Annotated in this window: 19 protein-coding genes and 1 riboswitch; of the genes, 6 read left to right on the forward strand and 13 right to left on the reverse strand. The window is 63.6% G+C overall.

Translation table 11 applies throughout. The features are described from left to right. Positions 1-9 precede the first annotated feature (9 nt). Positions 10-1,116 carry a 2Fe-2S iron-sulfur cluster-binding protein gene (locus LPB072_RS20110; protein ID WP_066095837.1) on the forward strand — a complete coding sequence of 369 codons (1,107 nt, stop codon included), beginning with the start codon at positions 10-12 and terminating at the stop codon, positions 1,114-1,116. Between the two features lie 68 nt (positions 1,117-1,184). Next, the gene (locus LPB072_RS20115) at positions 1,185-1,979 is read left to right on the forward strand and encodes a DUF3047 domain-containing protein (RefSeq protein ID WP_082877142.1); all 795 of its coding nucleotides are present in this window, start codon (positions 1,185-1,187) and stop codon (positions 1,977-1,979) included. A 37-nt stretch (positions 1,980-2,016) separates the two neighbouring features. On the opposite strand, the gene LPB072_RS20120 is transcribed toward LPB072_RS20115, so the two are convergent. The 6 genes from LPB072_RS20120 to ahcY form a co-directional block, all read right to left on the reverse strand. Beyond that, positions 2,017-2,784 carry an alpha/beta hydrolase gene (locus tag LPB072_RS20120; RefSeq protein ID WP_066095533.1) on the reverse strand — a complete coding sequence of 256 codons (768 nt, stop codon included), beginning with the start codon at positions 2,782-2,784 and terminating at the stop codon, positions 2,017-2,019. 19 nt (positions 2,785-2,803) lie between these two features. Then, a complete protein-coding gene (locus LPB072_RS20125; RefSeq protein WP_066095536.1) occupies positions 2,804-4,081 on the reverse strand; it encodes an O-acetylhomoserine aminocarboxypropyltransferase/cysteine synthase family protein in 1,278 nt (425 codons plus the stop codon). Positions 4,082-4,145: 64 nt separating this feature from the next. Further along, positions 4,146-4,745, reverse strand: a complete 600-nt coding sequence (locus LPB072_RS24095; protein WP_269148695.1) for a septal ring lytic transglycosylase RlpA family protein — start codon at positions 4,743-4,745, stop codon at positions 4,146-4,148. A gap of 68 nt (positions 4,746-4,813) precedes the next feature. Beyond that, entirely contained in the window at positions 4,814-5,647 is an 834-nt protein-coding gene (metF, locus tag LPB072_RS20135; protein WP_066095541.1) for a methylenetetrahydrofolate reductase [NAD(P)H], read from the reverse strand. A 27-nt stretch (positions 5,648-5,674) separates the two neighbouring features. Beyond that, complete coding sequence (locus LPB072_RS20140; RefSeq protein WP_066095544.1) at positions 5,675-6,427, reverse strand: TlyA family RNA methyltransferase; 753 nt, start codon at positions 6,425-6,427, stop codon at positions 5,675-5,677. Between the two features lie 150 nt (positions 6,428-6,577). Next, entirely contained in the window at positions 6,578-8,011 is a 1,434-nt protein-coding gene (gene ahcY / locus LPB072_RS20145) for an adenosylhomocysteinase (RefSeq protein ID WP_066095845.1), read from the reverse strand. 75 nt (positions 8,012-8,086) lie between these two features. Beyond that, a riboswitch (S-adenosyl-L-homocysteine riboswitch) is annotated at positions 8,087-8,174 on the reverse strand. Between the two features lie 51 nt (positions 8,175-8,225). Between ahcY and LPB072_RS20150 the strand changes: the two genes are divergently transcribed. Next, a complete protein-coding gene (locus tag LPB072_RS20150; protein WP_066095849.1) occupies positions 8,226-9,038 on the forward strand; it encodes an HAD-IIB family hydrolase in 813 nt (270 codons plus the stop codon). Between the two features lie 41 nt (positions 9,039-9,079). Further along, positions 9,080-10,306, forward strand: a complete 1,227-nt coding sequence (locus LPB072_RS20155; protein ID WP_066095547.1) for an MFS transporter — start codon at positions 9,080-9,082, stop codon at positions 10,304-10,306. Positions 10,307-10,333: 27 nt separating this feature from the next. Here the strand turns inward: LPB072_RS20155 and LPB072_RS20160 are convergent, their stop codons facing one another. Continuing rightward, positions 10,334-11,227: a LysR family transcriptional regulator gene (locus LPB072_RS20160; protein ID WP_066095551.1), complete on the reverse strand. Its 894-nt coding sequence runs from the start codon at positions 11,225-11,227 to the stop codon at positions 10,334-10,336. Positions 11,228-11,318: 91 nt separating this feature from the next. On the opposite strand from LPB072_RS20160, the gene LPB072_RS20165 reads away from it, so the two are divergent. Next, positions 11,319-12,326, forward strand: a complete 1,008-nt coding sequence (locus tag LPB072_RS20165) for an NAD(P)H-binding protein (protein ID WP_066095555.1) — start codon at positions 11,319-11,321, stop codon at positions 12,324-12,326. A gap of 16 nt (positions 12,327-12,342) precedes the next feature. Here the strand turns inward: LPB072_RS20165 and LPB072_RS20170 are convergent, their stop codons facing one another. The 3 genes from LPB072_RS20170 to LPB072_RS20180 all read right to left on the reverse strand — a co-directional run bounded on the left by LPB072_RS20170 (position 12,343) and on the right by LPB072_RS20180 (position 15,931). Next, positions 12,343-13,449, reverse strand: coding sequence for a YeeE/YedE family protein (locus LPB072_RS20170; RefSeq protein WP_066095559.1), 1,107 nt, complete (start codon positions 13,447-13,449; stop codon positions 12,343-12,345). A gap of 182 nt (positions 13,450-13,631) precedes the next feature. Continuing rightward, positions 13,632-14,366: a class I SAM-dependent methyltransferase gene (locus LPB072_RS20175; RefSeq protein WP_231943326.1), complete on the reverse strand. Its 735-nt coding sequence runs from the start codon at positions 14,364-14,366 to the stop codon at positions 13,632-13,634. 128 nt (positions 14,367-14,494) lie between these two features. Further along, positions 14,495-15,931, reverse strand: coding sequence for an aldehyde dehydrogenase family protein (locus LPB072_RS20180; RefSeq protein ID WP_066095567.1), 1,437 nt, complete (start codon positions 15,929-15,931; stop codon positions 14,495-14,497). Between the two features lie 285 nt (positions 15,932-16,216). On the opposite strand from LPB072_RS20180, the gene LPB072_RS20185 reads away from it, so the two are divergent. Further along, positions 16,217-16,981 (forward strand): sulfite exporter TauE/SafE family protein, encoded by a 765-nt coding sequence (locus LPB072_RS20185; protein ID WP_066095852.1) that lies wholly within the window; start codon positions 16,217-16,219, stop codon positions 16,979-16,981. 39 nt (positions 16,982-17,020) lie between these two features. On the opposite strand, the gene LPB072_RS20190 is transcribed toward LPB072_RS20185, so the two are convergent. The 3 genes from LPB072_RS20190 to uvrA form a co-directional block, all read right to left on the reverse strand. Continuing rightward, entirely contained in the window at positions 17,021-17,353 is a 333-nt protein-coding gene (locus LPB072_RS20190; protein ID WP_066095572.1) for a hypothetical protein, read from the reverse strand. Positions 17,354-17,415: 62 nt separating this feature from the next. Beyond that, complete coding sequence (locus LPB072_RS20195; protein WP_157559374.1) at positions 17,416-19,425, reverse strand: ankyrin repeat domain-containing protein; 2,010 nt, start codon at positions 19,423-19,425, stop codon at positions 17,416-17,418. A 14-nt stretch (positions 19,426-19,439) separates the two neighbouring features. Continuing rightward, positions 19,440-25,454, reverse strand: a complete 6,015-nt coding sequence (gene uvrA / locus LPB072_RS20200; RefSeq protein WP_066095577.1) for an excinuclease ABC subunit UvrA — start codon at positions 25,452-25,454, stop codon at positions 19,440-19,442. Positions 25,455-25,506 lie beyond the last annotated feature (52 nt).

Here is a 25,506-nt window from a genome sequence, read left to right on the forward strand (position 1 = left end):
GAGTTTTTCATGCCCGCTTCACCCCGCTTTCACGACCTGCCCATTGCCCGCGTCAACCCCGAGGCAGCGGGCTCGGTGGCCATCACGCTGGCCGTGCCACCGGACCAGCGCGCTGCCTTTGCCTTCAAACCGGGGCAGTTTTTGACCGTGCGCGCGCAGATCGATGGTCAGGATGTGCGCCGCAGCTATTCGATCAGCAGCGCAGAGAGCCTGCTTACCCGCCAGGGAGAACTCACACTGGGTATTCGGCCGGTGGAAGGCGGTGTGTTTTCGAACTGGGCCGCCACGCAGCTCCGGCCAGGTGACACACTGGCCGTGATGCCGCCCGATGGTCGCTTCACGGTCCACAAACCCCGAGCGCTTCACCGCGTCGGCTTCGCTGCCGGATCCGGCATCACGCCAATTCTGTCCATCCTGGCGAGCACGCTGGAAGGGTCACCCGATGCGAAATTCACTCTGGTCTACGGCAACCGCCGCATGGACAGCGTGATGTTCAACGAAGCCCTGCAAGACCTGAAAGACCGCTACCCCAGCCGTCTGACGCTGATTCACGTGCTCTCCCGGCAAGCGCAGGAGGTGCCGCTGCTCGAAGGGCGCATCGATGGCGACAAGGTGCGCGAACTGGTGGCGTCCCTGCTGCCGGCGGCCAGCATGGACGAGGTCTTTGTCTGCGGGCCGGAAGCCATGATCGAGGCGACGGAAAAAGCACTGCTCGATGCAGGCGTTCGAGCCGACCGGGTGCACACCGAACGCTTCACTTCGCCCACCCTGGAGGCCCTGCCGGCAGCACAGCGCAAAGCAGTGGTGCTCGGCCACCCCGCCACGCGAACCGATGGTGAAGTGGCGCTCACCGTTGTGCTCGACGGCAAGCCGCACAGCTTGCGCATGAACAAAGACGAGCATGTGCTCGATGTTGCCCTCAACGCTGGCCTGGACTTGCCGTGGTCGTGCCGGGGTGGTGTGTGCTGTACCTGCCGTGCCAAGGTCATGGAAGGCAGCGTTGAAATGACCAAAAACTTCACGCTTGAACCCTGGGAAACCGACAAGGGCTTTGTGCTCAGTTGCCAGGCCAAACCCACAAGCAACACGCTGGTGATCAGCTACGACGAGCGCTGACGCGGCCACTCTGTCATGCCACAGTCGCTTTTGAAACAAATGGTAGCCGCACCGCTATCATCGGCTCCATGCGACCGAGCACCAGCCCCTGTAAACACCACAATGCGCACTTCACGCAACTCTGCATTGGCCTGATCGGACTGGTGATCGGCCTCGCGGGCTGTGCCGCCCGCCCCGACCTGGCGGATGACGAGGTGCTCAATGCCTCGCCCTGGGCAAAAGGAACACATTTGCCCGCAGCCGATCGCGCCGCCCGGTGGCGCCATCAGGGCATTGGTTCTCGCCCCGAATCGGACTACGTGCCCACCCGACATGCCGGAAGACCTGCATTGGCGGCAACCAGTTCACAGGGAGACAGCCTGGTTCGCCTGCCCGTGGCGATCGATGGTCCGCACCTTGGACAGTTGACGTTTTCATGGTTTGTCGACAGGCTGAATCCACAAGCCGACCTGGCTGACCGACACAAAGACGATGCCGTGGCTCGCGTGATTCTGCAGTTTGGCGGCGATCGATCGACCTTCTCCGGTCGGGACAACATGCTCTCTGACCTCATGCAAACGCTCACGGGTGAGCCCTTGCCTTTCGCCACCTTGATGTATGTCTGGGATCACCGCTACCCGGTCGGCACCGTGATCCCGCATGCGCGCAGCACGCGCATCAAGACCATGGTGATCGAGTCGGGCGATGCAAGGCTGGGCCGTTGGGTCGACTTTGAACGCGACGTCACTGCCGACTATCAACAAGCCTTTGGCCATCCACCCGCAAGCTTCCAGGGTGTGGCCTTGATGACCGACAGCAACAACACCAAGCAGCCAGCCAGCGCATGGTATGGCCCACTGGTTTGGCAGCCATCTATCCGGTAAGCACGGCAAAAAAAAGCAGCGATGGGTGCCCGGGTTTTCAGTTCGCCAAGCCGATGGCCATCGGGTAAGCTGGCTGCAACTGCAAGTCGTTGTGCCCGGCCTTGGAAATCTGGGTGAACCGCACCACGCCAGGTGAAAACCGCTGAACCAGTGCAGCGGTGCGCTCAGCGGCAATCACCTCATCGTTTTCGGCCGACACCACCCAGGTTGGCACCCTCAGTTCGGGGGCCAAGGCGGCCGAATCGAACCGGTCTTTCAGCAACCATCGCACAGGCAGCCAGGGAAAGTGCGCCGCTGCCACTTCGGCAATGCTGTCATAGGGTGTGACCAGAATCAGTCGCTGGGTTGAGGCTTGCTGGCTGGCCAGCCGCATTGCGATGCCACTGCCCAGACTGCGGCCCATCAAGGTAATTTCTGAATGGGACTGGCTGGCCAGATCCCACAGGGCCTGGGCATCGCTGTGCAAAGCCGCCTCGGTCGGTTGGCCACTGCTGGAGCCGTAACCGCGGTAATGCATCAGGAAGATCGAATGTTCAGGGAACAAGCTGGCAAGCTCGGGCAGCGAACCGGAAACATCCTCCGCATTGCCCCCGAAATAGAGCAGCGCTTTGTCGCCCGCTACCGGGCGCACAGAAACCTGCAGGTCAGCGCCGGGCACCGGCAAGCGCACGCTTGGAACATCCATTCGGGCGGGCTGGGGAAAGTACAGCAATGAGCGTTGAAAGCCGTACAGCCCGGCACACACAGCGCCATACCCCAGCGCGGCGGCGCTGACGAGGCCCACGGCCAGGTGAAGCAGCTTCATCTGACCGCAGGTTTGTGGTTTACACCTGGTCCAGCGCCTGGTTCAGGTCGGCCATCAAGTCGTCGATGTGCTCGATGCCAATGGACAGGCGAACCATGTCGGTGCTGACGCCGGCCTTGACCATCTCTTCGGCGTTGAGCTGGCGGTGGGTCGTTGTCGCCGGATGGCAGGCCAGGGACTTGGCATCACCAATGTTCACCAGGCGGGTGAAGAGCTGCAGCGCGTCCTGGAAGCGCGTGCCGGCTGCGATGGCATCGGCTGACTTCAACCCGAAGCTGATGATGCCTGAGGCCTTGCCGCCCATGTACTTCTTGACCAAGGGGTTGGACGCGTGGTCGGGCAAGCCGGCGTAGTTCACCCAGGCCACTTTGGGGTGGTTCTTGAGATGGGTGGCGATGGCCAGGGCGTTTTCACAAATGCGGTCCATGCGCAGCGGCAGGGTTTCCATGCCTTGCAGCAACTGGAAAGCAGCCATGGGCGAGAGCGCGGCACCCATGTTGCGCAACGGCACCACGCGGGCGCGGCCAATGAAGGCGGCCGCACCCAGCGCTTCGGTATAGACCACACCGTGGTAGCTCACATCGGGTTCGTTCAGGCGCTTGAAACGCGCTTTGTGCTCGGCCCAAGGGAACTTGCCGCTGTCGACGATCGCGCCGCCGATGGTGGTGCCGTGGCCGCCAATGTATTTGGTCAGCGAATGCACCACGATGTCGGCGCCGTGTTCAAACGGCCGGCACAGATAAGGGCTCGTCACGGTGTTGTCCACGATCAGCGGAACGCCACCGGCGTGGGCCACCTCGGCCAGCGCACCGATGTCGGTCACGTTGCCCAGGGGGTTACCAATGGACTCGCAGAACACCGCCTTGGTGCGCTCGTCGATCAGCTTGGCAAACGACGCCGGATCGGCCGGGTCGGCGAAGCGCACTTCGATGCCTTGCTGCGGGAAGGTGTGGGCAAACAGGTTGTAGGTGCCGCCGTAGAGGCGCGAGCTGGAGACGATGTTGTCACCGGCTTCAGCGATGGTCTGGATAGCCGCCGTGATGGCCGCCATGCCCGAGGCCACCACGAGTGCGGCCACGCCGCCCTCTATGGCCGCCAGGCGCGCTTCCAGCACGCCATTGGTCGGATTCATGATGCGGCTGTAGATGTTGCCCGCCACCTTGAGGTCGAACAGGTCTGCGCCGTGTTGCGTGTTGTCAAACGCATAGGCCACGGTCTGGTAAATCGGCACGGCCACCGCCTTGGTGGTCGGGTCAGGGGTGTAACCGCCGTGCACGGCGAGGGTCTCAATCTTCATGGGGTCTCCTGATGTGTTCGAACGTTGAACATGAAAGGGCGCGCCAAACAGCCGCCACCTGCGGTCATTCTCGCAGCAACTCGACGCGCACCACACCGCGCGCCCGCAATCCCAGGGCCTTCATGGCGGCCTGGCTGAGATCGATCACCCGGCCCTTGGTGAAGGGCCCCCGGTCGTTGATGCGCACCACCACTTCGCGCCCGTTGCGCAGGCTGCGCACCCGCACCAAGGTGCCGAATGGCAGGGTTTTGTGGGCGGCCGTGAGTTCGTGCATGTCAAACAGCTCGCCGCTCGCCGTGCGTTTGCCATGGAATTTTCGGCCGTACCAAGTGGCCCGCCCGCGCTCAATCACCTCACCTTCCGCGTCAGAAGGGGGTGCGGATTCGGGTACGGATGACAGCGACTCGGAAGCTGTGAGCTCTGGACGAATTTCGGGCAGCCTGGTTGCCGATGGCAAATCGGAAGAAGCTGGCGCAGGCATCACGGATGGCGATGGCGACGCCAGCACCGCGGCCGCAGGGGCAGAAGGCTCCGGCGTCGCGTCCAGCGGATTGGCACAAGCGCACAAAGTGGCCACCACCGCCGACCAGCCGATCCGACGGAAATGCCGCGCCACAGACAGCGCAGGGACACCTGGCAGCGATTTCCAACGTGCTTGAATCATGGTCAGCGGCTCCTGTCGGTCACTCAATGTGCGCTCAGCGTTCTTGCGAACAAGGAAGCGTCTCCGCCTCAAAGCAGCTGCAAGCGCCGCGCGATTTCCAGCGTGGCCACACTCTGGTTCATCGAGTAAAAGTGAAGCGCAGGCGCGCCCACAGCGCGCAAACGCTCACATAACCCGGTCACCACATCCAGTCCGAAGGCCTTGATCGAGGCGGTGTCATCGCCATACGCCTGCAGGCGCAGGCGAATCCAGCGCGGGATCTCGGCGCCACAGGCATCGGAAAAACGCAGCAGCTGGGTGGACCCGGTGATGGGCATGATGCCCGGTACCACCGGCACATCCGCGCCCAGCCTGGCGGCCTCGTCCACAAACCGGGCGTAGGCATCGCTGCTGTAAAAGTACTGGGTGATGGCCGAATCGGCACCCGCGTTCACCTTTTCCACGTAGGCCTTCAAATCCGCCTCGGGCGATTTGGCCTGAGGGTGAATTTCGGGGTAGGCCGCCACTTCGATGTGGAAGTCGTGTCCGGTTTCTTCGCGGATGAAAGCCACCAGGTCGCTGGCGTAATGGAACTCACCACCCGAGCCGTAACCGCTCGGCAAATCGCCGCGCAGGGCCACCAGGCGCTTGACACCCATGGCCTTCAAGGTCGCCAGCTCTTCGCGCACCGTGGCTTTGGTGGCGCCAATGCAGGAAAAGTGCGAAGCCGCGTCCACCCCTTCGGCCAGGATGGCACCCACGGTGTCAAAGGTGCCCTGCTGCGTGGAACCGCCGGCACCGTAGGTGACCGAGCAAAACTGCGGCTTCAGCCCGTAAAGCTGCTGGCGCACCGCGCGCAGCTTTTCGGCGCCTTCAGGCGTTTTGGGCGGGAAGAATTCGATACTGACGGGCAATGCTGCCATGGGGAAATCCTCGTGACCAGGGCCTGTTCACCGGGCCCAGACAAAAAACTCTCGGTTGCCGTCACCGCCGGTGATGGCACTCTCAAAATAATCTTGCAGTTGCAAGCCGCTGTCGGCACAGGTCTGCGCGATGCGTTCTCGCACCACTTCGTAGCTCGACGCGTCTTTCACCAAGCCGCCTTTGCCGATCTGCGCGGGTTGCAATTCAAACTGCGGCTTGACCAGCATCAGCATCTGTCCGGCAGGTCGCAACAGCGGCACCAGCGCTGGCCACACCAGCGTCTGGGAGATGAACGACAGATCGCCCACGATCAGATCGAAGCTGGCATCTTCCACGCCCGCTTCGTTGATCGTTTCCGATGTCATGTCCCGGGCGTTGCATTTTTCAATGCACACCACACGCGGGTCGGTGCGCAATCGGGGGTGCAACTGAGCCTGACCGACATCGACGCCGATCACGCCCGAGGCGCCGCCCTGCAGCAAAGCATCGGTGAACCCCCCGCTGCTTTGCCCCACGTCCAGACAATGCAGCCCCGTCGCATCGATCCCGGTGTGCTTCAACGCCGCTTCGAGCTTCAAGCCTCCGCGTGAGACGAACCGTGACTCGGCCGCGTCCAGCAATTCCAGCTCAGCTGTTTCACGCAATTCGTCACCGTTTTTCACAACGGTTTTCCATGGCCCGTCGCCCAGTCGCCAGCGCACACCAGCCGCAATCAGCCGCTGCGCCTGGGAGCGTGAGGCGGCCAGACCGCGTTCGACGAGCAATTGATCAACGCGCATATTGGAACCAGAACAAAACACAAAAAATGGCGGCTACAAAGAGCAACGAGCGGCCCGAAGACCGCTCGAACCCCGGGTGCCGCGGAACCGGCTCCGCCTGCCCGCCAGCGCCGCCCCTGGGGGTGACGCCAAAGGCGGCGCGGGGAGATATCAATACCTGTAGGTATCGGGCTTGTAAGGGCCGGTCTTGGCCACACCGATGTATGCGGCTTGTTCGTCCGTCAGTTCGGTCAGCATGGCGCCGACTTTCTTCAGGTGCAGACGCGCGACTTTTTCATCGAGGTGCTTGGGCAACACGTAGACCTTGCCGACTTCGTAAGCCTCTGGGCGGGTGAACAGCTCGATCTGGGCGATGGTCTGGTTGGCAAACGATGCGCTCATCACGAAGCTGGGGTGGCCCGTGCCGCAGCCCAGGTTCACCAGGCGGCCTTTGGCCAGCAAGATGATCTTCTTGCCGTCAGGGAAGATGATGTGATCCACCTGTGGCTTGATCTCTTCCCACTGGTATTTTTCCAGCGAAGCGACTTCGATCTCGTTGTCGAAGTGACCGATGTTGCAGACGATGGCCTGGTCTTTCATGGCGGCCATGTGCTCGTGGCGAATCACGCCCTTGTTGCCGGTGGTCGTCACGAAGATGTCGGCCTTGTCGGCGGCATATTCCATGGTGACGACTTTGTAGCCTTCCATGGCGGCTTGCAGGGCGTTGATCGGGTCGATCTCGGTCACCCACACCTGGGCGCTCAAGGCGCGCAGGGCCTGGGCCGAGCCTTTGCCCACGTCGCCGTAACCGGCCACGCAAGCGACCTTGCCGGCGATCATCACGTCGGTGGCGCGCTTGATGCCGTCGACCAGCGACTCGCGGCAGCCGTACAGGTTGTCGAACTTGCTCTTGGTCACCGAATCGTTGACGTTGATGGCGCGGAACATCAGTGTGCCCTTGGCGCTCATTTCGTTCAGACGGTGCACACCAGTGGTGGTCTCTTCGGTCACGCCCATGATGTGGGCGCTCTTGCGGCTGTACCAGGTGGGGTCCACAGCCAGCTTGGCCTTGATGGCGGCGAACATGATGATCTCTTCTTCGCTGCCGGGCTTGTCCAGCACCGACAGGTCCTTCTCGGCGCGCTTGCCCAGGTGCAGCAGCACGGTGGCATCGCCGCCGTCGTCCAGAATCATGTTGGGGCCTTCGCCTTCGGTGTTGGCGGCGCCGAATTCAAAGATGTTGTGGGTGTAGTTCCAGTAGTCTTTCAGGGACTCGCCCTTGATGGCGAACACCGGCGTGCCGCTGGCGGCGATCGCGGCGGCGGCGTGGTCCTGCGTGGAGAAAATGTTGCAAGAGGCCCAACGCACTTGAGCGCCAAGGGCTTGCAGGGTCTCGATCAGCACAGCCGTTTGAATGGTCATGTGCAGCGAGCCGGTGATGCGCGCGCCTTTGAGCGACTGCTTGGGTGCGAATTCTTCGCGGATGGCCATCAAGCCGGGCATTTCCGTCTCGGCGATTTTGATTTCTTTGCGGCCCCAGTCGGCCAGACCGATATCGGCAATGGCGCAGTCGTTGTTGAGGGTGGCGGGGATACGTGCGTTCATGTTGGTTCGCTCCAGGGAGAGTTGAAGAACCCCTTGGCGCGCGAATCCGGGCAAAAAAAAGCCCATCGCACGTCAAGTGGATGAGCGTCGTTGCAATGATGTTCCGAGCCTCACGCTCCTCGCCGACCAGTGTCGGGGGTGCGCTGCAACGCTCCTCGGATCCCTGCATTCTACCAAAATAGCGCGAAACGGTGTGCGAAACTGCGGGCCAACCATGAGTCTTTTACCCCTTTCCCACTGGCCCTCGAGCGAGCGCGTGCAGGTGCACGGCGTGTTGACCGACATTGACGACACCCTCACCTGCGAAGGTGTGATCGCCCAGGAGGCGCTGGACGCATTGAGCAAACTGCATGCGGCAGGTCTGCCGGTTTTTGCCATCACCGGGCGCCCTGCAGGCTGGAGCGAAGCGTTCTCGCTGTCCTGGCCGGTCAACGCCATCGTGGCCGAGAACGGCGCGGTGGCCTTGTCAAAAGGGTCAGACGGCCAGTTGGTTAAGCGTTACCTGCAAAGTGCAGACGCCCGGCGCGCCAACTTCACCCGCTTGCAAAGCGTGGCCCAGGCCATTCTGCAAGCCCTGCCCCACGTGCGTCTGGCCACCGACAGCCCGGGCCGGGAAACCGACATCGCCATCGACCACAGCGAATTCGCCCACCTGAACCCGGCCGACATTGAGCGGGTCGCGGGGCTGATGCGGGATGGAGGCCTCAACGCCACGGTGAGCTCCATCCACATCAACGGCTGGATTGGCGACCACGACAAACTCGCTGGCGCGCGCTGGATCGTGAAAGCGCATCTGGGTCGCGACATCGATGCCGAGTTGGCCCACTGGGTCTATGTGGGCGACTCCACCAACGACGCCCGCATGTTTGGCCATTTTCCGCACAGCGTGGGGGTGGCGAATGTGGCGCGCTTCGTCGATCAACTTGAACACCTGCCCCGCTATGTTGCCCCCAGCGAGCGCGGCGCAGGCTTTGCGGAAGTGACCCACGCCCTGCTTTCGGCGCGCCAGCCGGCGGGTGCGCCCTGAGCCTGGGCCACGCGCGCCGAACCGCCTCCAAACCGCCCCACATGACCCAGCCGGACCCAGCCCCACAACGCAAGGGGCCGACGCAGGCGCACTTCGGGCTGGTGGCCATTTTTGGGTCTACCTTCCTCCAGCTGGTGGGCTATTTCATGCTCACGCCGCTGCTTGTGCTGCGCCTGAAAGACGGCGGACTGTCGACCGCTTTGACCGGCGTGTTCGTGGCCACGGGCTGGCTCGGCGTGTTTTGCATGACCCCTTTCGCCTCGGCCATGACACAGCGGCTGGGTCGCCGCAAGGCCCTGTGGTTGTCCGCCGGTGTGCCTGTGTTGACCGTGGCCGGATTTGTCTTCACCGACGCGTTGCCGCTCTGGTTCGCCTGCGTGTTCATTGAAGGCATGGCCGCCGGGCTTCGCTGGGTGCTGGCGGAAGCCCTGGTGGCCGAGTTTTCGCCACCCTTGAAGCGGGGCCACAACGTGGGGCTTTTTGAAACCATGGTCGGGATGACGTTTGTCTGCGGACCGGCATTGCTGGTCTGGATCGGCCCGCAAAGCACCATCGCGCTGTGGGTGGTGCTGGGTCTGACCGTGACGGGGTTTTGGTGGTCTTTGCTGATTCCGCGCTTGCCCACGCCGCCACCCATTACCCCGGCACGCGTGGGCCTTCGCGGCGTGTGGCACGCACTGCGCGCCCACCCCCTGATCATGACCATCGGTTTCATGGGCGGCTTTTTTGAAAGCGGCATCACCTCGATACTGCCTCTTTACGGGCTGAGTCTGGGACTGGGCGCTGCGGCCTCTGCCATGCTGGTGTCGGCCAGCGGACTGGGCAGCGCCCTGATGATGCTGCCCGCGGGCATGCTGGCTGACCGCATGGCGGCACACCCCCAACAGCGGTTTGGTGACGGCCTGTCGGTTCGGCTGCAGATCATGCACGTGTGTGCTCTGATCACCCTGCTGGCCACACTCGTCATTCCGTTCGTCGCGGGCACCCCCTGGTTGGCCGCCCCGGTGGCATTTCTCTGGGGTGGCGCTGGCGGGTGCCTCTACACCATGGCCATGATCGACATTGGGTCGCGCGAGCAAGGCATCACACTGGTGAACAGCACTGCGGTCCTGGTGTTGTCCTACACGCTGGGTGGTGTGGTGGCGCCTTCCTTCGGATCAGCCGCCTTGCAATGGGCACCCACCCTGGGCTTTCCTGCCCTGTTGTTGCTGGTTGCCGCTCCGGGGTGGTGGTTGCTGAGGCGCGCGAGATCGGCGCCAACCGCCTAGTGCCTGACGCAGCAGGGGCCTGCAGGGTCAGGCAGGTGCGGTGAAACGCTGCAAAGACGCGGCCATGGCGTCGAACACCGCCTTGACCCTCGGCACACCACGCAGGTTTTCGTGCATCACCACCCACACACCCATCTTGGCCACGCACACCCCGGGCAAGACACGGCGCAGCCCGGCGTCCCGCGATGCCACCGGCACCTGGGCCACCGCAATGCCCAGACCGGCCCGCGCGGCGGCGAGCTGAGCGGCGTGGCTGTCGGTGCGCAGCGCCAGACGGCCCGCCTGGAAATCCAGCCCCATGGCTTCGGCCATCGCCAGGTCGCCGCGGCTGCGATCGGGGCCAATGAGATCGTGTCGGGTCAGGTCGCTCAGTTGCAGGGGGATGCCCAGGCGCTCGAGGTAGCTTGGGCTGGCAAAGAACCCCAATTCCACCGTGCCGACCTTCTGCGCCAACAGGGCTTCCTGCCGCGGAGCGAAGGTGCGGATGGCCAGATCCACTTCCTGCGCCAGCAAATCCGCTGCCACATTGCTGAGCACCAGCTCTACAGAGATCGCCGGGTGTGCCAGGCGCAATGCCGCCAACATTGCGGGCAACACTTCGACACCCATGAACTCGGGCACGCTGAGCCGCACCGTGCCAGCCAAGGCCCCCGGCGCTGCCGAAGCTTCGCGCACGAAACGCTCTGAAGCCATGGCCATGGTGCGCGCCGGCTCGTGCAGCGCCCGCGCGCTGTCGGTCGGGGTCAGACCGTTCACCGACCGGGTGAACAGCACGGTGCCCAGCGCGGTCTCCAGCGCTTCGATGCGCGCCCGCACGGTCGGCTGCGTCACGCCCAGCTGTCGAGCGGCACCCGACAAACTGCCCGCATCCAGCACCGCCAGAAAGCAGCGCTGATCGTCCCATGACAACCTCTTGCTCATTGATTTTCTTTCAGCATCGGTAGGAATTATGGCAATTTTCATTTAGGCCGCAAAGCCCTAAATTTGCCATTCATTCACTCAGGAGACCCGCATGAACAACCATCAGACTGCCCTCGTTTTGGGTGCCACCGGCGGCATTGGCGGCGCCATCGCCGCAGCCTTGTTGCGCCACGGATGGCAAATCCGCGGCCTGGCGCGTGACGCTGCACAGGCACGGCGAACCGCCCCCCAACAACTGGCCGGCATTCAGTGGATCGCTGGCAATGCCATGCAGCGTGATGCCGTGGTTCGCGCGGCGGATGGGGCGGCGGTCATCGTGCATGCCGTGAACCCGCCGGGATACCGGGATTGGGACAAGTGTGTGCTGCCCATGATGGCGAATACCATCGCGGCGGCCCGCGCAGCGGGTGGCGCCCGGGTGGTGTTGCCCGGAACCATCTACAACTTCAACCCGTCGACCAGCGCCGTGGTCGACGGCGACACGGCGCAACTGCCCAGGAGCCGCAAAGGCATGGTTCGGGTGGCCATGGAACGGCAATTGTTGGGGGCGGCACCAGAAGTGCCTTCGCTGATCCTTCGCGCAGGCGACTTCTTCGGGCCAGGCGCCCGCTCCAGCTGGTTTGCCCAGGCCATGGTGAAACCCGGCCGGCCGTTGCGCCGCATCGTGAATCCCGCCCGTGGCAGCGGGCACAGCTGGGCCTACCTGCCGGACCTGGCTGAGGCTTTTGCCCGCTTGCTCGACGCACCTCAACGGCTGAGGGTGATCGAATGCCTGCAATTCGAAGGGCTGGTGGATACCCATGGCCATGCCCTCATCGACGCACTGAACCGGTCAGCGGGTCGCACCCTCCCCGTTTTCCGCTTCCCATGGTGGTTGATGCAAGCACTGGCGCCATTTGGCGGCTTCCCCCGCGAGGCAGCCGACATCGCCAGCAGCTGGCAAAACCCCATGCGCCTGGACAACCGGCGCCTGGAAGAACTCATCGGTCCTGAGCCTCGCACGGCGCTGGACGAGGCGGTCCACCAGACACTGGTCAACCTGGGATGTGTGCCGCAGTGCCAGGAGCGGGCACCTCTGGTCACCGCAATGATGCGGTGACCAAGGGCAGCGGGCATCAAGGCGCCGTCGAAGAGGCTGGAGCCACGGGCGACGTGGGCGCCTGCAAGGCGGTGTTGCCGGGCCGGTCCAGCAGCCGGTCGGCCAGCCCGCCGCCCACCCACATGCCCCCCAGTGTCACCCATGCCGTGACGGCAAAGATGGAGCCCCCCGTCATGCCCGCCCCCACCGCGCAACCGCCGGCCAGCATGGAACCAAAGCCCATCAACACCGCGCCGATGATGTAGCGCGGCATGGTGTAGGCACCGTTGAAGCCTTCGAGTTTCAAGTCACCGCCCACCAAAGCACCGAGAAACGAGCCCAAAAACACGCCCGGCATCAAGCCGAGGCCAAAACTCCAGGGCTCCCCTGGCTCGGCCAATACGCGCATCAACCAGTCGGCCGAGGGCCCACTGAAGGTCAAACCCTGAATCTGCACCGGCTCAAACGAGTTCGCCATGACCTTGTAGCTCAGCGCCCAGGCCAGCGCCACCATGAGACCTGTACCCAATCCCCCGGCCCATTTCCAGAAGGACCAGCCACTGTAGTACGCAAAGAACAGCGCCGTGATCAACCAGACGAAAGCCAACACCAGACCATCCCAAGGCCCCGCGCCCAGTTGGGCCAACAGACTGCGCGAGGGCCCGCCATCGACCACCCACCAGCTCGAAATCACGCCGCGCAAGGGTGACAAAGCGCCGCCCAGCGAGGCCTGCGCGGTGACGGCAAAAACCAGACCTGAAAGCAGTGCCCGCAAATTGCCGTTGGCCGACAACACCAGCAAGCGGCTGGCGCAGCCCCGTGTCATCACCATGCCCGCACCAAAGATCAGCCCACCGATCAGGGCCCCCGACATGCTCCCCCGGGCCGACAACTGGCGCGCCGTGCTCACGTCGAGTTCACCCAGAATGATGAGCAACTGCACGCCCATGATGGCGGCGCCGAAAGACAGCAGCCACACGGTGAGTTTGTCGCCGAATTTGCCGTGCCAGAACTCGATCACCGCCGCACGCAGGCAAAAGCGCGAACGCTGGGCAAAAAAGCCAAAGCCCAGGCCCGCCACCAAACCGCACACGGCCAGCACCGTTGGCTCTCCCCACCGCTCGATCCAGGTGACCCAGTCCATAAACACTCCAACCATTGAAATATGCGCAATTAACCATGTTAAGACGGAAACACGGTTGGTGGTTTGATCCGGCGCAAGGTTCTGACCGTCGGCCAGAGCGGTTGGGAGACCGGTCTACCGAACCACTCCACAGCCAGGCCAAGTTCACAATATGCCCTTTTTTTGGGCAGCCACCAAATGGGCTATCGGCGCCGAAAGGGCGTCTGGTACAGCCAGACCGGTTTGCCGGCCACGGTTTCCAGCCGTGCGCTCGGTTTGAATGTCACGGCTTCAAACTCCAGGCTCACCAGCCACCGGCCTGCGGCCAGTTCATTGCCAGCTTTCTCCATCGCCCGCGCCATGCTTTCAGGCCGCTGAAACAGGTACACCAGGTCGTAGCCCGACCAATCGGCCACCCAGATATCGGCCCGCTTTACCCGTGCGAACCGGCAGCGCAACGCACACAGCACAGTCAGAGGCCAACTCCATTCCATGCCATGAATCTGGGCATCGGGGTAGGCGCGTCGAAGCGCCATCAACCCCGCCCCCAAGCCGCACCCCGCATCGACCACCTTGGAACCAGGAGGCAATGGCGCGCTCGCAGCCAAGCCATCCAGTGCCGCGCTCGGCGTCGGAAACAAGGGCGCATCACGCCAAGTGTTGAGGGGATAGAGCAGCAGCAGCAGGGCCAATGGCAGCAGCCAGGCCCAGGCCGGCAAGCCTGTCGCGGCGCCGCTGGCCACCAGCGAAAGCGGAAATCCGGCCACCATGAACACACGGCGCCAGGGCGTTCGCCCCGTCCATGCGGGCAAGCCTGAAACCAGCAACGCCGCCACAAAGGCGGCAACACCACCCGCTCCGACCTGCCCCAGTCCGAGGTAAATGCCCCAGGCGAGCGCCCAGGTCAACAAAGCGGGAATCGGCCAAATCAACGACATGGCCGCCATTGTGGCTCGAACGGCACTGGTTCGATGGTCCAAACTGACCCACCTTGACAGGCCAGAAAGAATGCCTGCGGCGTCTCCAGCCGCAGGCATTTGTTCAGCGCTTTTTCAGCGCATCACATTCAGGCGGCCACAGGCGAATGACCCAGCACCGCCTTGGTTTCCAGGAATTCGCCAAATGCCATATCGCCCCACTCGCGCCCGTTGCCCGATTGCTTGAAGCCACCGAAGGGCGCCATCATGTCAACGGCGGCACTGTTGAGGTTCACCTGGCCTGCGCGCAAGCGGTTGGCCACGCTGTGCAAGGTCGCAGTATCGGTGCCCGACACATAGGCTGCCAGACCATACGGCGTGTCGTTGGCGATGGCGATGGCTTCGTCCAGCGTGTCGTAATCGATGATCACCAGCACCGGGCCGAAGATTTCTTCGCGGGCCACCGTCATCTGGTTGGTCACATCGGCCAACACCGTCGGCTTGACGAAGTAGCCTTTGTCCAGACCATCAGGCCGGCCAACGCCACCGGCCACCAGCGTGGCGCCTTCGTCCAGACCCTTCTGGATCAAGGCTTGAATCTTGGTCCACTGCGCCTTGGACACCACAGGCCCGATCACGGCGCCACTGTCAGGCGCGCCAACCGTCGTCTTCTCGGCTGCGGCTTTGGCTGCCGCCAGGGCTTCGGCCTTGCGGGCCTTGGGCACCAGCATGCGCGTAGGCGCGTTGCAGGACTGGCCAGAGTTGTTCATCACGGCACGAATGCCACCGGTCACGGCTTTGGCGATATCGGCGTCGGGCAAGATGATATTGGGCGACTTGCCACCCAGTTCCTGGTGCACCCGCTTGACCGTGGGTGCCGCAGCCTGCGCCACCAGAATGCCCGCACGGGTGGAGCCGGTGAACGACACCAGTTCGATATCGGGGTGGCTGGCAATGGCCGAACCCACGCCTGGGCCGTCGCCGTTGATCATGTTGAACACACCGGCAGGCACGCCCGCTGCGTCCATCACCTCGGCCAGAATCTGCGCCGACAACGGCGCCATTTCTGACGGCTTGAGCACCATGGTGCAGCCCGTGGCCAGCGCAGGAGCCACCTTGCACATCACCTGGTTCGTCGGCCAGTTCCATGGCGTGATGAAACCACACACGCCAATCGCTTCTTTGCGCAGCAACGTGGTGCCGCGCTGCTCTTCAAAGGCGTAGTTCTTCAGCACCGCCAGGGCGGTTTTTAAATGCCCCACGCCGATGCCGGCCTGCGCTGTTTTGGCCAGACCGGCGGGGGCGCCCATTTCGGTCGAGATTGCGGCAGCGATGTCGGCAAAGCGCTTCATGTACTCCTCGATCACGCGCTCGAGCAAAGCGGCGCGCTCGGCCACGGTTGTTTGCGAGAAGGCCGGGAACGCAGCCTGGGCCGCCTTCACGGCAAGGTCCACATCGGCAGCCGAGCCCAGGGCAATGCGCGCCGCAACAGCCTCGGTCGACGGGTCAATCACATCATGGGGACGCAGTGTCTCCTGTGGCTCCACCCAGGCGCCGTTGATATAAAACTTGAATAGCTCTTGCATGGTGTTGTCTCGTTGGTGGGGTTGAAACTCGGGCGTGTGGCCTGCGCATGATTTGCAAGGCAGGCTGACCCTTGCGAGCATCCTAACAACAACCGCTTTGAAGTGGCGTCGCCTGCGTGCATGCCATGTGCCCCGCCGGGTCTGGCCATTCGTCTGCTGCGGCTTTTGCTGAGCCGGCAGGCACAGCAAAAGGTACGGCGTGCAAGTACCATCCTCGCGTCCCAGGCCCGTACCGGAGCCGGCCACCGAGCGCCCGAGCCCAAGCTTTTTCGCAAAACCACCACCATGTTCCTGCTGGACACCTTCTCGGTCACCCAACTCGCCACCATCGCCGCCGCGTACTTCATTGCGGCACTGGTCAAGGGCGTGACCGGTCTTGGCTATTCTTCCACCTGTCTGCCGATTCTGACGCTGGCGTTCGGCTTGAAAGATGCGCTGCCACTGGTGTTGATTCCGTCGGTTGCGTCGAACCTGGTGGTGATGATGAGCACGGGCGGTTTCAGCGCCAGCCTGCGGCGCTTCTGGCCGATGGTTCTGTCGGCGGCTGTCTCGGTGTTTGCAGGCCTCTGGTTGCTGACGCAAATCAGGAGTGAAAGTGCTGCCGCCGTGCTCGGCGCCGTTCTGCTGCTCTACGTGATCTTCGCCCTTTCAAATGCCCGCTTCCGGTTGACCGAGGCCCGAACCCGCCAATTCGAACCGGCCATCGGCGCCGCAACCGGCTTCATCAACGGATTGACCGGTTCGCAGGTCATGCCCTTGATTCCCTATCTGCTGTCGCTCGATCTGGCACGTGAGCGTTTCATTCACGCCAGCAACCAGTCGTTCACGCTGTCGAGCGCTGCGATGTTCGTCGGCCTCGGCTTGGCAGGTCTGATGACGGTGCAGGTGGTTGCCGTGTCCGTCTGCGGCCTGGTGCTGGTGGCGCTCGGCGTGCGCATTGGACAGCGCATCAGCCGGCTTCTGGCGCCGGAGGCTTTCCGAACGGCGGTGCTGATCGTCCTGGCAGCACTCGGGCTAGGCCTGATCTTTCGGGCCGTCGGTTGGCTCTAAGGCGCAGCGCACGCCGTTCGACGGCGCTATGAAACACCCTCAAACCTGCCGCTCCCCTTCCAGCGTCGCGTCGCACCCCACACCCGCCGCAATCCAGCGCCTTGCCAGGCGCCTCAACACCGGTGCCACCCAACGCCAGCGCCGACCCAATACACCCTCGGCATCGGTGAGCACACCGCAGCGGTAGAGGGCATCGGCGTCAGACCACCGCAGCGCATCGCAAGCGCCCGAGCGTTTGCGCGAAATCACCTGTCCCAGCGGGCAGGGCTCGGCCAGGCAACAGAGACCGCAGCCGTTGCAAGGCGCACCCAGCGGGGGCTTGGCTGGCGCCTCGGGGTGAATGTGGATGACCTGGTGCTGCGACGGGTGCATGGCAGCTGCTCTTCAAAAAGCGCGCGCAAGGCGGTGCACGCGGCACCATGGCGCCCACCCACTCAAGTGGGACATACCAGTCCCTGGATGGCAGCCGACCGGCGAAAGAACTTGGCCCATCCGCAGGCGTTTTCACCCTGGTCATCGGCAATATCCGCGTCGGCGCCCGCTGCCAACATGGCTTCAATCGTGGCTTGTGGCGCAAACTGGAGCGCGGTGTGAAACGCGGTTTGCTGCCGATAGACCGCGGTCTTTTCGTTGACGTCGCCTCCGGCGGCCACCAGCACGGCCATGCTGTCGGTTGCGCCTTCAAAGGCTGCGATGTGCATCACGGTCCAGCCATTCAGGTGCTTGTTGTGCAGCAATGCTCCAGCCCCCAGCAACTGGGCGACGGCGGGCGCGGCATCGTACCGAAGGGCCTGGGTGAGCGGTGTCACGATCTGCTGCTGACCACTCTCTGCCAGGTGGTTGACATTGGCCCCGGCCGCCAACAACCTGTTCACCGTTTCAGATTGATTGCCGGCCGCTGCCAAACCCAGAGCGGAATGGCTCGGGCGGCTCGGGTGTGTGGCATTGGCCCGGGCTCCCGCCGCCAGCAACAAAGGAACGGACCCGGTGTTGAAGTTCAGAATGGCCTCGATCAACAATTTGTCCAGCGCACCTTGAGCGAGAGGCGCAGCGCCATTCAACAACACCGCCAGTCGGGTGTTGCAACTGGCCTTGACCGCCTCCAGCGCGGTGGCCAGGCGTTCGCACGGCAGCTCCGAAGCCTTGGTGGCGTTGGCCAGCGCCGTTTGCAAGGCCAGATGGTTGCCATGGGAGGGGTAGACCCAGCTGGGGCCCGCCTTGCCCGTTTCGGGATCGATACGCTTTGACTGCACCACCAGTTTGAGCCGCACATTCCCCGCAGGCAGCGCCTCTGGCAGCTTCAGTACCCACTCTCCCTCGCCGCGCACCGCCCGGTGAACTTCGCCCAGATTCACCGCCCAGGGCAGGTTTTCGCTCTGGGCCAAGGTGCGAAAACCGCCACCTGCGTCCTGGCTCAGGAGCAACCCCACAGCCGTGATCTGGCAATCGTTCGTCCCCTTGCAAGCGCTCACGGGCATGAGCTGCAACCGCTGAATGCGCACCCGCAGCGTGCCCTGCTCGAGTTGCGCCGTGGCCTGCAGATGGGCGCGGTAGCGCCAGTCGTCGATGAGCCAGTTGCTGATGGTGATGGGAAACGCAGAAGCGTCCACCTGTGCATTGAACCCCTCGTCACTGGGCGGCGCCACTTGTGGCCATTGCTGTGTCACATAGCGACCAATGGCTGGCATCTCGCGCAGAATCGGTTTCGCAAAATCCCAGACAAACCAGGCAAAGAGCACCCAGGCCAGCAGCTGCACCCCCCTGCGCACCCAAGCGAGCCGGACATGCTGACCGGGTTGTGCCAGGTGGGTATCAACGGGCTCACGGGGACTCTCGACACGGGCCGCCCCCCAAGCCCGCTCCTCGCTGTGAAATGTGAGCTCACTGGCGGTACCCGGGCGGGTCTGGATATCAAAACGCCAGCTGAGGTTGTCCCCTTTGAGTACCAGAGCAGCTCGAAAGTCTTTGTCTTGTGTGCTGGGCAGATCGGCCGGCAGGCTGAATTCAACCTTCACGTCCTGGACGACGATCTCGCCAGCGACCATCGAGGGCACGGTACTGGCAGGGAAGCTGCCCTCCCACACCCGCCCGAATCCGCTTTGCAGCCCTTTGGCGGTGTCGAGCACCACATCCAGCGTCCAGATTCGCAAAGCCAGCGGTTTGCGCAAGGTGAAGTACGCAGTGGTCGGCACACCGTGGGGCACGGGATCCTGCTCCAGCGTCAGGCTCACACCGCCGCCCCGCAGGCGATCTCGCCACAGCACGACGCTGCCCCACGCCACCAGCAGGCCAACCACCACAAACAGCGCCTTGAACCAGGCCGGTGCGCCCTGATCGGGCACCAGCAACCCCCAGACCATTGCGTTCCAGGCCAGAGTGATCAATGTCAACAGGCCGGCCGATGCGCCGGATCGGGTGCTGCGTTGCGATGGTTTCAAAGCCAAAAGGTCATCCTCCTTCAACGTGCCAAAACGGGTCCGAGCACCTTGCCCGTGTGCGTGGCCAGCCGCACCACTTCATCCGGTGGTGCGGCCGCGACAATCTGGCCGCCGCCCGAGCCGCCCTCCGGGCCCAGATCGATGATCCAGTCGGCTTCGGCCATCACATCCAGATCGTGTTCGATCACGATCACGCTGTGTCCGCCGTCGACCAGACGGTGCAGCACGCGGATGAGTTTTTCCACGTCGGCCATGTGCAGCCCCACCGTAGGCTCATCGAGCACGTAGAGCGTGTGCGGCGCCTTCTGGCCGCGCCGCGTCACGTCATCGCGCACCTTGCTGAGTTCGGTCACCAGCTTGATGCGCTGCGCTTCGCCGCCCGAGAGCGTCGGGCTCGGTTGACCGAGCGTGAGGTAACCCAGGCCCACATCTTTCAGCAGTTGCAGCGGGTGTGCGATGTTGGGCATGGAGGCGAAGAACTCCACCGCCTCGTCCACCTCCATCTGCAGCACATCACCAATGCTTTTGCCCTTCCACGACACAGCCAGCGTCTCGGGGTTGAAGCGCGCGCCGTGGCAGACCTCGCAAGGCACCTTCACATCGGGCAGGAAACTCATCTCGATGGTGCGCATGCCCTGGCCTTCGCAGCCCGGACAGCGACCTTCGCCGGTGTTGAAGCTGAAGCGGCCGGCGCCGTAACCGCGTGCCTTGGCCTCCAGCGTGTCGGCGAACAGCTTGCGCACCGTGTCCCAGAAACCGATGTAGGTGGCGGGGCAGCTGCGCGGCGTTTTACCGATGGGGGTCTGGTCGACCTCCAGCACTCGGTCCACGACTTCGGTTCCCAGCACCTTGTCGCAGCCCACCCAGGCGGGGCGCTCGCCCGCGTCCCAGGCCTGGCGGCCAACGAAGGTGCTGCGCCGGCCAACGGCCTCGGCCACGTTGGTGAGCAACACATCGCGGGCGAAAGTGGACTTGCCGGAACCCGACACGCCGGTGACCACCACCAGGCGTTGCAGCGGCACCTCGGCATCGAGGTTTTGCAGGTTGTGCAGGTGGGCGCGCTTGACGCTGAGCCAGTCGTTGTAGCGCATCGGCCCTGCGGCGGCCGCAGCGGACAGGGCGGCCGCAACGGCCGCGGCCTTGTCGGCTTTGCTCTGGCGTTTCACCACCGGCTGCGCAGCGGCTGCGGCCGCTGCTTCAGCATCCAAGTTCTGTTGGTCTTCCACCGCGTCATGCAACACCTCGCGGCGCTCCTGCAGCGGATGTTTCATCGCATGCAGCAGGTACCGCCCGGTCACCGAATCGGGGTTGGCCGACAGGTCGGCCACCGAGCCTTGCGCGACCACGCGGCCGCCGCGTTTGCCCGCGCTGGGGCCGATGTCGATGATGTGGTCCGCACGGCGGATGGTGTCTTCGTCGTGCTCCACCACCACCAGCGTATTGCCCATCTCGCCAAGCTTGTGCAAGGCGTTGAGCAGGATGGCGTTGTCGCGCGCATGCAGGCCAATGGTGGGTTCATCGAGCACGTAGCACACGCCTTGCAGGTTGCTGCCGAGCTGGGCGGCCAGCCGGATGCGCTGCGCTTCGCCGCCGCTGAGCGTGGGTGCGCCGCGATCGAGCGTGAGGTAGTTCAGCCCTACCTCTTCGAGGAAAGCCAGACGGCTTTCGATTTCGGGCAACAGGTCGCGCGCGATGTCGGCTTCGCGTTGCGTGAGCACATCGCCCCGCATCAAACCCTGCACCCAGCGCCGCACATCGTTGACCGCCATGCGCGCCACTTCGGTGATGCCCATGCCTTCCTTGTCGGACGCGGGACTCGCACCAAAGCGCACCGCACGGGCCTGCTTGTTGAGGCGTGTGCCAGAACAGGCTGGACAAGGCGCGTCGTCGGCCACCTCCACGTCGGGCTCGGCAAAGCTCTGCTCGCGGCCTTTTTCCTTGTCGTCCCGCACCGAGTCGTCCATCGCCTTGCGCTGCTCGCGGGTCAGCGCCAACCCTGTGCCCACGCAGTCGGGGCACCAGCCATGTTTGCTGTTGTAAGAGAACAGGCGCGGATCAAGCTCAGGGTAACTGGTGGCGCAAACGGGACAGGCCCGGGTGGTGGAAAACACCTCCAGCTTGCCAATGCCCACGGTGGGGCGTCCCACCTCCATGGCTTCGGCCAGGCCGCCCAGCTCGCTCAAGATGTGCACCTGGCCTTTGCCGATGTCCAGCGCTTTGGAGAGCTGCTCGCGCAGCCAGGCTTCGTTGCTGGCATCCACCACACCATCGGCCACGGGCAACTCAATCGTGTGCTCCTTGAAACGGTCGATGCGGGGGAAACCGGTGGTGGGCAGGAATTCACCGTCCACGCGCAAATGGGTGTGACCGCGCGGTCGAGCCCAGTCGGCCAGTTCGGTGTACACGCCCTTGCGGTTGACCACCAGTGGCGCGAGCAGGCCAATGTGCTGACCTTTGTAGCGCTTCAGAATCGCCGCAGCGATGCTTTCAGGGCTTTGCGGCATCACCGCCGCGCCATCGTGCACACAATGCTGCGTGCCCAGCTTCACATACAACAGGCGCAAGAAATGCCAGACCTCGGTGGTGGTGCCCACGGTGGACTTGCGGCCACCGCGCGAAAGGCGCTGCTCGATCGCCACCGTCGGCGGAATGCCGTAGACCGCGTCCACTTCCGGGCGGCCCGCCGGTTGCACAATGCTGCGCGCATAAGCGTTCAGGCTTTCCAGATAGCGCCGCTGCCCCTCATTGAACAAGATGTCAAAAGCCAGCGTGGACTTGCCCGAGCCGCTCACGCCCGATATCACATTGAACTGCCCGCGCGGAATGTCCACACTCAGGTTCTTCAGGTTGTGCTCCTTGGCATTGACGATGCGAATCGCATTGGGCGCTATCGGCACAGCCCGGGCTTTTGGCTTGGCCAAAGCAGCGGGTGCCAGGTAGTCAGCCACCCTGCCTTCGCCGGCCTTGTGCACCTCGCCCATGGACATCGCGTACTCACGCAACGACTTTGCCGTGTGGCTGCTGGGGTGCAAACGCACCTCTTCTGGCGGACCTTCGGCGACGATCAAGCCACCCGCCTCGCCGCCCTCCGGGCCCAGGTCGATCAACCAGTCGGCCGAGCGGATGACATCCAGGTTGTGTTCGATGACCACCAACGAGTGGCCAGCTTCGAGCAGGCGGCGCAGGCTGCGCATCAATTTGGCGATGTCGTCGAAATGCAGCCCGGTGGTGGGCTCGTCGAACATGAACAGCGTTCCCTTTTTGGCCAAGGCTTGTTTGCTGGCACTTGCCGTCTTGGCGGCCGCAGCGAGGAAACCCGCCAGTTTCAGGCGCTGCGCCTCACCGCCCGACAAGGTAGGCACGGGCTGGCCTAGCTTCACGTATTCCAGACCCACATCCACGATGGGCTGCAGCGCGCGCAAGACTTCGCGATCGTTTTTGAATAGCTCTGCCGCTTCACTGACCGTGAGGTCAAGCACATCGGCCACGTTCAGGTAACGGCCAGCGCGTTCGAGCCGCACCTCCAGCACCTCGGGTCGGTAGCGTTTGCCATCGCAATCCGGACAGCGCAGGTACACATCGCTGAGAAACTGCATTTCCACGTGCTCGAAGCCCGAGCCACCGCAGGTCGGGCAACGGCCATCGCCGCCGTTGAAGCTGAATTTGCTGGCGGTGTAGCTGCGCTGACGCGACATCGGTGCGTCGGCAAACAAGGCGCGCACGGCGTCCCAGGCCCCCACATAGCTCACCGGATTGGAACGCGCCGTCTTGCCGATGGGCGACTGATCGACGAACACCACTTCGCTCAAAAAGTCGGCCCCCAGCAAACGGTCAAACGCCCCTGGGGCATCCGTGGACTTGCCGAAGTGGCGCAGCAGGGCTGGCGCCAAAATATCCTGGATCAGGCTCGACTTGCCCGAGCCCGAGACGCCGGTCACAACCACCAGACGCTGCAGAGGAAAATCGACTGTGACGTTCTTCAGGTTGTGCTCACGGGCACCTTCCAGAATCAGGCGCGGCGTGCTGTCGGTCACCATGCGCTTGAAGCCCATGCCCACTTGCTTGCGCGAACCGAGGTAGGCGCCTGTCAGCGTATCGGCATCGCGAATCGCTTCGGGCGTACCGTCGAATACGATCTGTCCGCCGCGCTCGCCGGGGCCGGGCCCCATGTCGATCAGGCGGTCGGCCGCCAGCATCACCGCCGGGTCGTGTTCCACCACCACCAGCGTATTGCCCGCATCACGCAGCCGCAGCATGGCGCTGTTGATGCGTGCCATGTCGCGCGGGTGCAGGCCGATGCTCGGCTCATCCAGAACGAACAGCGTGTTGACCAAAGAGGTACCCAGCGCGGTGGTGAGGTTGATGCGCTGTACCTCTCCGCCCGACAGCGTGCGGCTCTGACGATCGAGCGTGAGGTAACCGATGCCAACCTCACACAGGTAGCGGATGCGTGTGTTGATTTCTTCCAGCAGCAGTCGCACCGCCTGCGCCTGGCCGGCACCGAGGCCGTCGGCGCCTGCGGGAATCAGCGTCTGGTCCAGCGCCGTGAAAAAGGTTCGCAGCTTGTCCAGCGGCAACAGCATCAGATCGTGCAGGCACAGGCCCGGCAGCGCTTCCAGTTGCACGCGCGACCACTTCACACCTGCGGGCAGGTAACGCTTTTCAGGAGCGAGCACCACATCGGCCTGAGCCTTGGTGCCCAAGCGCCAGAGCAGGCTGTCGGTTTTGAGCCGGGCGCCATGGCAGCTCGGACACTCGGTGTAGCTGCGGTACTTGGACAAGAGCACGCGGATGTGCATCTTGTAAGCCTTGCTCTCCAGGTACTCAAAGAAGCGCGCAATGCCGAACCATTGCTGGTTCCATTTGCCATTCCAGTTCGGTGAACCTGCCTTCACCCAGTGTTGCTGCTCAGGCGTGAGCTTGCTCCAGGGGGTGTCGCGCGGGATGCCCGCCGCCTCGGCGTGGCGCATCAGATCGTCTTGTGCCTCTTTCCAGGCTGGTGTCTGGAACACCTTGATGGCACCGTTGCGCAGTGTGAGCTTGTCGTTCGGAATCACAAGTCCGTAGTCGACCCCGATGACGCGGCCAAAGCCCCGGCAGGCCTCACAGGCGCCGACCGCCGAATTGAACGAAAACATGGAGGGCGTTGGTTCGCTGTAGCGGATGTCGCTCTCAGGGCAGTGCAAACCGGTCGAAAACCGCCAGATCTCGGGCTCGGGATGTGTCCCCGCGCTCGCCGCCTCACCCAGGACGTACACCATCAGCTTGCCGCCGCCGCGCTTGAGCCCGGCCTCGATGGCTTCCATCACCCTCACCTGCTCGGCGGTGCCGATACGGAAGCGGTCGGCCACGACGTCAAGCACCTTGACCGCTTCGATCGCAGGCGCCGCCTTCTTTGACTTTTTGTTGACCTTGCCTTTTGCCTCAGGCTCCGGCACAGCGGCTCGCTCGACCACGCGCTCGGCCTGCACCCGCGTGTATCCACTGGCAGACAGCCATTGCTCGATTTCTTCTGGCGTGGTGCTGGCGGGCAACTCCACCGGAAAGGTCACCACCAGGCGCGGATCACCCGAATCTGGCGCGGCGGCAGCGAAAGCCGCAGCACGCTGCTTCAACTCGGCGTATATGGACTCAGGGGAATCGTGGCTGACCGGCATCGCGGTTTCGCGATCAAACAAGCCAGCACCCCGCGCGAAAAGCAGCTTCAAGTGGTCGTTGAGCTCGGTCATCGTTCCCACGGTCGATCGTGAAGAGCGCACCGGGTTGGTCTGATCGATGGCGATGGCGGGCGGAACCCCGTCCACCCGATCGACCGCGGGCTTGTCCATGCGATCGAGAAACTGGCGCGCATAGGCACTGAAGGTCTCGACGTAGCGCCGCTGACCCTCGGCAAACAGCGTGTCGAACACCAGGCTCGATTTGCCGGAGCCACTCGGGCCGGTGACAACCGTCAATTCCCCCGTGCGGATGTCGAGGTCGAGGTTCTTCAGGTTGTGCTGGCGCGCGCCGCGAATGCGGATCCATCCTTCTGACATGCAAGACACTTTCTTTGATGAGGGGCAGAACATTCTAGAGACCTGCCCCTCA

This window comes from Hydrogenophaga crassostreae (genome assembly GCF_001761385.1).
In the GTDB taxonomy this organism is placed as follows: domain Bacteria; phylum Pseudomonadota; class Gammaproteobacteria; order Burkholderiales; family Burkholderiaceae_C; genus Hydrogenophaga; species Hydrogenophaga crassostreae.

Coding starts and splice junctions, on each gene's coding strand:
- LPB072_RS20110 (WP_066095837.1), top strand. CDS start 10: ATGCCCGCTTCACCCCGCTTTCACGACCTGCCCATTGCCCGCGTCAAC.
- LPB072_RS20115 (WP_082877142.1), top strand. CDS start 1,185: ATGCGACCGAGCACCAGCCCCTGTAAACACCACAATGCGCACTTCACG.
- LPB072_RS20120 (WP_066095533.1), bottom strand. CDS start 2,784: ATGAAGCTGCTTCACCTGGCCGTGGGCCTCGTCAGCGCCGCCGCGCTG.
- LPB072_RS20125 (WP_066095536.1), bottom strand. CDS start 4,081: ATGAAGATTGAGACCCTCGCCGTGCACGGCGGTTACACCCCTGACCCG.
- LPB072_RS24095 (WP_269148695.1), bottom strand. CDS start 4,745: ATGATTCAAGCACGTTGGAAATCGCTGCCAGGTGTCCCTGCGCTGTCT.
- metF (WP_066095541.1), bottom strand. CDS start 5,647: ATGGCAGCATTGCCCGTCAGTATCGAATTCTTCCCGCCCAAAACGCCT.
- LPB072_RS20140 (WP_066095544.1), bottom strand. CDS start 6,427: ATGCGCGTTGATCAATTGCTCGTCGAACGCGGTCTGGCCGCCTCACGC.
- ahcY (WP_066095845.1), bottom strand. CDS start 8,011: ATGAACGCACGTATCCCCGCCACCCTCAACAACGACTGCGCCATTGCC.
- LPB072_RS20150 (WP_066095849.1), top strand. CDS start 8,226: ATGAGTCTTTTACCCCTTTCCCACTGGCCCTCGAGCGAGCGCGTGCAG.
- LPB072_RS20155 (WP_066095547.1), top strand. CDS start 9,080: ATGACCCAGCCGGACCCAGCCCCACAACGCAAGGGGCCGACGCAGGCG.
- LPB072_RS20160 (WP_066095551.1), bottom strand. CDS start 11,227: ATGAGCAAGAGGTTGTCATGGGACGATCAGCGCTGCTTTCTGGCGGTG.
- LPB072_RS20165 (WP_066095555.1), top strand. CDS start 11,319: ATGAACAACCATCAGACTGCCCTCGTTTTGGGTGCCACCGGCGGCATT.
- LPB072_RS20170 (WP_066095559.1), bottom strand. CDS start 13,449: ATGGACTGGGTCACCTGGATCGAGCGGTGGGGAGAGCCAACGGTGCTG.
- LPB072_RS20175 (WP_231943326.1), bottom strand. CDS start 14,366: ATGTCGTTGATTTGGCCGATTCCCGCTTTGTTGACCTGGGCGCTCGCC.
- LPB072_RS20180 (WP_066095567.1), bottom strand. CDS start 15,931: ATGCAAGAGCTATTCAAGTTTTATATCAACGGCGCCTGGGTGGAGCCA.
- LPB072_RS20185 (WP_066095852.1), top strand. CDS start 16,217: ATGTTCCTGCTGGACACCTTCTCGGTCACCCAACTCGCCACCATCGCC.
- LPB072_RS20190 (WP_066095572.1), bottom strand. CDS start 17,353: ATGCACCCGTCGCAGCACCAGGTCATCCACATTCACCCCGAGGCGCCA.
- uvrA (WP_066095577.1), bottom strand. CDS start 25,454: ATGTCAGAAGGATGGATCCGCATTCGCGGCGCGCGCCAGCACAACCTG.